Source organism: Zavarzinella formosa DSM 19928, from assembly GCF_000255705.1.
In the GTDB taxonomy this organism is placed as follows: Bacteria; Planctomycetota; Planctomycetia; order Gemmatales; family Gemmataceae; genus Zavarzinella; species Zavarzinella formosa.
Genome location: NZ_JH636453.1, coordinates 85088 through 90854, shown reverse-complemented (window position 1 = coordinate 90854; position 5767 = coordinate 85088). Strand labels below are relative to the sequence as shown.

9 protein-coding genes and 1 pseudogene are annotated in these 5767 nt (G+C 59.0%); 5 read left to right on the top strand and 5 right to left on the bottom strand.

The features are described 5' to 3' along the window. Together BGIM_RS65365 and BGIM_RS64290 are read right to left on the bottom strand one after the other, a co-directional pair. A pseudogene (locus tag BGIM_RS65365) lies at window positions 1-199 on the bottom strand (ISL3 family transposase); the annotation flags it as partial. Between the two features lie 1011 nt (window positions 200-1210). After that, entirely contained in the window at window positions 1211-1627 is a 417-nt protein-coding gene (locus tag BGIM_RS64290) for a hypothetical protein (RefSeq protein WP_157369925.1), read from the bottom strand. A gap of 449 nt (window positions 1628-2076) precedes the next feature. On the opposite strand from BGIM_RS64290, the gene BGIM_RS0144825 reads away from it, so the two are divergent. After that, window positions 2077-2658, top strand: coding sequence for a class I SAM-dependent methyltransferase (locus tag BGIM_RS0144825; protein ID WP_020476105.1), 582 nt, complete (start codon window positions 2077-2079; stop codon window positions 2656-2658). Window positions 2659-2673: 15 nt separating this feature from the next. On the opposite strand, the gene BGIM_RS0144820 is transcribed toward BGIM_RS0144825, so the two are convergent. Continuing rightward, window positions 2674-3492 (bottom strand): glycosyltransferase family 9 protein, encoded by an 819-nt coding sequence (locus BGIM_RS0144820; RefSeq protein ID WP_157369924.1) that lies wholly within the window; start codon window positions 3490-3492, stop codon window positions 2674-2676. A 216-nt stretch (window positions 3493-3708) separates the two neighbouring features. On the opposite strand from BGIM_RS0144820, the gene BGIM_RS68560 reads away from it, so the two are divergent. The 3 genes from BGIM_RS68560 to BGIM_RS0144810 are packed head-to-tail and all read left to right on the top strand — an operon-like array spanning window position 3709 to window position 4771. Further along, complete coding sequence (locus BGIM_RS68560) at window positions 3709-3942, top strand: transposase (protein WP_020476103.1); 234 nt, start codon at window positions 3709-3711, stop codon at window positions 3940-3942. Window positions 3943-3984: 42 nt separating this feature from the next. Beyond that, window positions 3985-4230 (top strand): transposase, encoded by a 246-nt coding sequence (locus BGIM_RS68555; RefSeq protein WP_390568488.1) that lies wholly within the window; start codon window positions 3985-3987, stop codon window positions 4228-4230. Beyond that, entirely contained in the window at window positions 4199-4771 is a 573-nt protein-coding gene (locus tag BGIM_RS0144810) for a hypothetical protein (RefSeq protein ID WP_020476102.1), read from the top strand. Before BGIM_RS68555 ends, BGIM_RS0144810 begins: the two co-directional genes overlap by 32 nt. Window positions 4772-4875: 104 nt before the next feature. On the opposite strand, the gene BGIM_RS0144805 is transcribed toward BGIM_RS0144810, so the two are convergent. Then, window positions 4876-5316, bottom strand: coding sequence for a hypothetical protein (locus BGIM_RS0144805; RefSeq protein ID WP_157369923.1), 441 nt, complete (start codon window positions 5314-5316; stop codon window positions 4876-4878). Window positions 5317-5459: 143 nt separating this feature from the next. Here BGIM_RS0144805 and BGIM_RS68550 point away from each other — a divergent pair, with 143 nt between their 5' ends. Continuing rightward, window positions 5460-5657, top strand: coding sequence for a transposase (locus BGIM_RS68550; RefSeq protein ID WP_072022330.1), 198 nt, complete (start codon window positions 5460-5462; stop codon window positions 5655-5657). On the opposite strand, the gene BGIM_RS67650 is transcribed toward BGIM_RS68550, so the two are convergent. After that, on the bottom strand, window positions 5579-5767 hold a 189-nt coding region (locus BGIM_RS67650; protein ID WP_238537843.1), incomplete at its 5' end, for a hypothetical protein. The genes BGIM_RS68550 and BGIM_RS67650 overlap by 79 nt on opposite strands.

Genomic DNA, 5767 nt, shown 5'->3' with positions numbered 1-5767 from the left:
GCTTGCCGCCAACCGGGAGGGTGCGGACGGTGCGTTCCACGACCCCGCGTCGGATGACGTTGGCGGACTGACAGGACGAACAGCGGTCATGGGCGGGATCCTGCCGGAGATGAAGGGTCAGGCCGCCCTCGGCGGAGGAGGTCCGAACGACTTGATAGTCCCGAACACCGAAAACACGATACAGTAGCGTGGAGGACATGCCGGCTTCCTGAAGATGGTGTGGTTACCTTTCATGAAACGGCATGCTCCTCTTTTTTGGCAACCCCTGAGTACGAACTTCTCGGATGAGCCTAAAAAAATGACAAAACCCTTGATTGTTCGGAGCCACTAATGGATTCTCCTTCACGTCTGAGTGGATTGCACCTGTTGCGCCCGTTCCGCGAATTCACTCTGGAGGATGAGGCCCGACAACTGGCACATGTCAACGGAGACACTTGGCTGTACGCCCCAGGGGGGGCCCGATACATCTGCTCCTTACTCGGCGCGATTCACCAAGAATTAGAAAACACACGTCCCGATTTGGCCCGATTGGTATTAGAGGCTGTCTGGATGGCCCGGCGAATGAACGACCATGGAAAGCATCAGGCCCGACTCGACTGGTCGGCGCCATTAGTTGGCGAACCGGGGACTTGATGAAGTTTGAAGATCGCAAAAAGCTTTCGGAAACAATGAAGACAACCCGCAAAATTCCGGGAATGTTTCTTTGCTTCTGAAAACTCCAAGCCGACTGTCCGTCAAGAATTGATTCAAGGGCGCATGAGAAGACTTGGCGCCACCCCGGCTTTGGGTCTCCTGAACCAAGCACATATCAAGATATCCGATTTTCGGCGGCAGACTTCAAGATCTTTTTCATCAAAGCGTGGATCGAGAATGCTTGCGTCTTCCGTTCACTTCACATTTTTGACAGGCATGAGGCCAAGGCCCATGCAACCCACAGCCGGGGAAAAGGCCGGACGCCAAGAATAGCAGAGGAAGCGAATCTCCGAAACCGTGGTGCAAGAGGACACCCGGCTGACGCATTCTTTGCGTCATTCCTCGGCAGTATTCGGACGTTCCTCCTGCGAACCATCATACTGCGGAACCGTCATCCGCTATTTCGCCTCTATTCCTTCATCGAAGTATCGACAGTCTTCGGGCCAAAACTGGTCTCGAACAGCCTGCCCATCAAGGCCGGGCTCGCCATTTTGCATCGGTGTTCACTGCGACACTCTCAAAGATGCGAAAGCGAGATCGCCCAAATTTTTCCACCACCGCAAGACGGCGGTAACGATACTGGATACCTCTCCGGACCACAACCACTCAAGGTTTTGACCACACGAACCCTCTTGGCCAACGGGGTCGTGATACCACCATCGTGACGGGAAGCACGGCTCTGCGCCATCACAAGCAGGACTCGTCTCTTTTCAAAAAAATCATGGGGAAATTCGGTTTGAATGAAAGCATTCGCAAAAGGTATTTCGTAATTTGTCAACTCTCCTGTGAAAGCGATGAAATCATCGCATATTGTCGATCTTTTGTCTGACACGCGGCTTTGCGATGCATAACAGGCGCCCGCACGCGGCGATATCCGCCCGGCATCATCATTATCATCCGCTGTTTTCGCCTTGGTTTGGGCCGGGGAATTCATCCACTATCACGCGCTGGCGGTCCCGAGGATGCTGGTCTCGATGGATCGTTGTCATATCCTGTGATCTCTGCTGGCGCAGGCCGCCCATGTGGCGGACGGCATCCGGGAATGCGGTGTTTACAAGGGGGGCACGGGCGCGTTGATCGCCGCTTTTTTCGGGACAGGCGCCCGTCGAAGAAACTTTGTCTGTTTGACACGTTCGAGGGGATGCCGGAGACCGATCCAACCTGGGACATTCACGTCCGGGATGATTTCGCGGATACCAGCCTGGAGCCGGCGCGCAGGCACATCGGTTGCGGGGAAATCTGCGACTGTCGAGTCAACCTGATTTCCCGGACGTTCGCCGGACTGGAGGGCCGCCGAATGCCTGCCCGCCGGGCAGGCCGTCGTTTTCAAGGGCGTGGCTTGAGCTACCCGCCAGTTTCCTTCTTCTACCGTCGGAGCCATTTGTGAACGAGAGCAGCAAGTCGATTTCGCGTCGGCTGCACACACCGGGATTTGCCACTCATTATTTCCGGGGGGACGGGATTGACGTGGGCAGCGGGAGTGATTCGCTGGCCCGGTTCGCTCAATTGTTTCCCCGCATCCGGTCGGTGACTGACTTTGATCTTCCCGACGGCGACGCCCAAGACCTGGCGAAACACCGGGACGGGCAGTTCGATTTCCTGCACAGTTCTCACTGCCTGGAGCATGTCCGCGATCCGTTCATCACCCTCCGCAACTGGTGCCGGGTGGTTGTGCCGGGCGGATATCTCGTCGTGCTGGTTCCGGACGAAGATCTGTATGAACAGGGGGTTTGGCCGAGCACGTTCAACTCCGACCACAAACACACCTTCACGTTTCACAAGCCCTCGTCGTGGTCGCCCGTCTCGGTCAACCTGACCTCGTTGTTCGCCAAGGTCGGGGATCTGGCCGAACCGGTGCGGGTCGAGCAACTCCACACCACCTTCCTCGCCGGGGTCGGGCGTGCGGACCAGACCATGAATCCCGTCGGCGAATCGGCCATTGAGTTTGTCCTGCGGCGACGATGATCCGGACACCGGCCGTCATCGTCGGGTCCGCAATCTGACCATGATCCTCGCAAAAACCTCCTCCGGGAAAAGCCGGAAAAGCGACTGGCACCCTTGGTCGCAGGCGGCCCGAAACGGCGCCTGAAAGTGGCAACCGGTGCAGTCGATCCGGCCGGAGGCGAGGCATTCCACGCCGGGCATGTGGGCGAACACCGTCGCCTTGGTCGGCCCCATCAAGGCAATTGTCGGCGTCCCGACGGTGCCCGCCAAATGGGCGGGAAAACTGTCATTACCGACCACCAAGGAGGCATGTTTCATCAATGCGGCGATGCGGGGGATGGGAACGTTCCAGTGATACAGCGGCGTGTTGCGGAACCTCGTGTCGTCTCCCTGATACATCAGCAGCACAGGAATTCCGCCGCCCTTGAGTTTCCACGCCAGGTCCACCCAATGACTGGCGGGCCATTCGCGTGGTTTCCACACGCACTGAGGGAACAGGATCACCGGCGGACCGTCCAGTTCGGCGGCCGTTTGTCTGGCCCAAGCCTCGTCCTCCGGCGATATTCGCAAGGCGGGACGAACCAATGGCGTCTTGATCCCCAGGAATTGCCGGATGTAGTCCAGACGCGGTTTTCGACCGTGATCGACCACCTCGATGTCAAACGCGGCGTCCATCGAGACTCCTCCCGGTTCGAGGTCAGTCTGCATTCCAAGCAATTCCGTCAGGCCGGGATCGCGTTTTCGATGGAACACCAACGGGTCGGACCCGGTCTTGCTCCCCTCGGCCAGCCAGGCCAGCATCACCAAGTCGCCGAGACCGGAATAATAACGCACGGTTTCAATGTCAATTTTCATGGGCTTGCACGGCATGAGGGAGAGACGAGCCAGTTCCTCTTGATACTAGCGAATAACCGAGATTAGAAAGACTGTCGAACTCGGGCACCATCCGAAAAGTGGTATTGCGTGCAACATCATAGGAGTGCGAGGCTTGCGTTTCATCTGAGCAAGGAAGAATGCCACGATCGATCGCCAGATCGGCAAATATCACTCAATCAAACTGACGAAAGTCAAATGGTGTCCGTTGGAAACTTGATTTCTGGCGGCCAAACAGAGCGGCCGATCCGGTCGGCTGGCTTGCGGAAGATCGTCAATGCTTTACTGTATTTGGACCGGACTGGCTGGCAGTGGGAGTTACTTCCAAACGACTGCTCCGCCAAGATCGCGGTCTATGATTACTTCTTGGCGTGGCGTGGCAGTGAAGACTGGCGGGCCGTACCGGACGTGCTCCGGGAGGTTACTCGGTAACATGCCGAACCGTCGCGTGAACCGACCGCGAGCACGGCGAGCATCGACAGTCATTCGATAAAGACGACGGAGATCGGCGGGGAGCGAGGCTTCGACGGATCCAAGAAATTCAACAGGAGAAAACAAGCAATTACCGTCGACACCGCGGGATTTCTGCCGGCGGTCGCGGTGACGACCGACTCGGTTGGCGACGCCAAAGCGGCTCGCCCTGGCGTCACCGAGCAGCACGCCGGCACTGTCTGTGGTTGGAAATTGCATGGGCAAACAACCGGCGCCAGGGTCGAATGATCCGCCGCCTCCGGCCGATCCGCCCGCGAGCGTTCGTCAGACCACCCGAACGAGTCGATCAGCCGGATCGGTCATCGGGTCTGTCAAGACGGCGGCCGCGCTGGTCGTCATCGGGGTTCCCGCTTACGGGTTCCATGAGCGGATTCGTCCGCCCACCGCCTTCGAGGTCCGCCGGAAGCTTGGGCGGATCACGATGACCGAAGCCAAAAAATACGCAACACCCCGCATGTTTCCGGTGATTGAGGCCATGATCGCCGACCAGACGGCGTCCAACCCGAACGACACCTTCAACCTGACTCGGGAGATCGACCGGCCCGGCAGAGCCGATCCGGACGCCGATGCCGACGCACAGGCCCGTCGGGGTGCGTCCGACCCGGACGGGAGACTCGCCCGCCCACTCCCTCATGCCGAACAATGGCGCCGCCGGGATCAACAGGTCGTCGCGGAACGGAAAAGTGAAGCCGCCCATGACGAGGGCCTGTCTGGCGTCCCGGCCGCCGGGCGGCCATTTTCGACTGTTCACTCACGGGCGCACTCCTGAATTCCAAAGCGGCAAACGCCACGGAGAGGGCCATTGTCTGGTGTGACAGTTGGAGATCGATTTGATGGTCAGCTAATGTGCAACGTCTGGTTCGGCGTTGACCACTATTTGCTCGGCCTCTTGAGCGTGTACAAGATCAGTTTCTCGTCCTTGCGGGCGTCAAAATCTTTCGGGCGGTCGTCACCTGGCCGGGCAAAAATAATCCGAAGGACGCCGTCCTTCAACTCGTAGATTCCGAGCCGACGTTCGTCGTCATGCGGCAACCGGACGTCAATCCGCCGGGGGATCACCGAGGGTTGGATGGCGATGGCCCATTCGGACGGAGTGTCGTAGCTCAGGTACTTTAGTTGGAGTTTGCCGTCTGTGATTGTCATGGTCCCTCCGGTCGGCCCCCCAAAGTCCTGAACTTGGCCCCGGTATACCATCCCCACGATATTCCACTTGCCGCGCAGGGTGTCGTCCTTGCCGTCATCCGCCCGCACTCCCGCAGTCAGACACAGGCAGCCCGCCACCGCCAGCAGTTTCACGCCTGCTATTGCCCTCATAACCACGCCCTCCGTCTTGCCGAAAGAATCCATGCAAGCCGTCGTTTGGCGGGGAGGACGACAATGGTTGTCCGAATCCCGTTTCACCAAGGAGCTTGCGATGTCCGGCTTGATTATGGCCGCGGACTTGGGGCGGTTCAAGTGTGTTGTGTGTCTTTATCGGCGTTCGACGCGGGAGGCGGTGTTTCGGACCATGGGACGCGAAACGGTTCGCCTCGGGCAAGCAGGTCGGGGCACATGCGGGTCTGGTTCCCCGACAGTATCAAAGCGGCATGACCGACCGCCAGGGCCGCATCACCCGTCGCGGCCCTGGCGTCCTGCGGAAACTGCCGGCCGAGTGAGCCTGATGCATGTTGCTATACAACCCGCGGGCGCGCGAGCAATACGCCCGGCTGACCGGCGGGGGTTCGACGCGGAAGAAACCGGCGATCGTGGCGCCGGCGAGGAAACT

What these genes read in the sequence shown, in the direction of transcription:
- BGIM_RS64290 (WP_157369925.1), bottom strand. Translation starts at nt 1,627, where the DNA reads ATGAATTCCCCGGCCCAAACCAAGGCGAAAACAGCGGATGATAATGAT.
- BGIM_RS0144820 (WP_157369924.1), bottom strand. Translation starts at nt 3,492, where the DNA reads ATGAAAATTGACATTGAAACCGTGCGTTATTATTCCGGTCTCGGCGAC.
- BGIM_RS68560 (WP_020476103.1), top strand. Translation starts at nt 3,709, where the DNA reads ATGGTGTCCGTTGGAAACTTGATTTCTGGCGGCCAAACAGAGCGGCCG.
- BGIM_RS0144810 (WP_020476102.1), top strand. Translation starts at nt 4,199, where the DNA reads ATGGGCAAACAACCGGCGCCAGGGTCGAATGATCCGCCGCCTCCGGCC.
- BGIM_RS0144805 (WP_157369923.1), bottom strand. Translation starts at nt 5,316, where the DNA reads ATGAGGGCAATAGCAGGCGTGAAACTGCTGGCGGTGGCGGGCTGCCTG.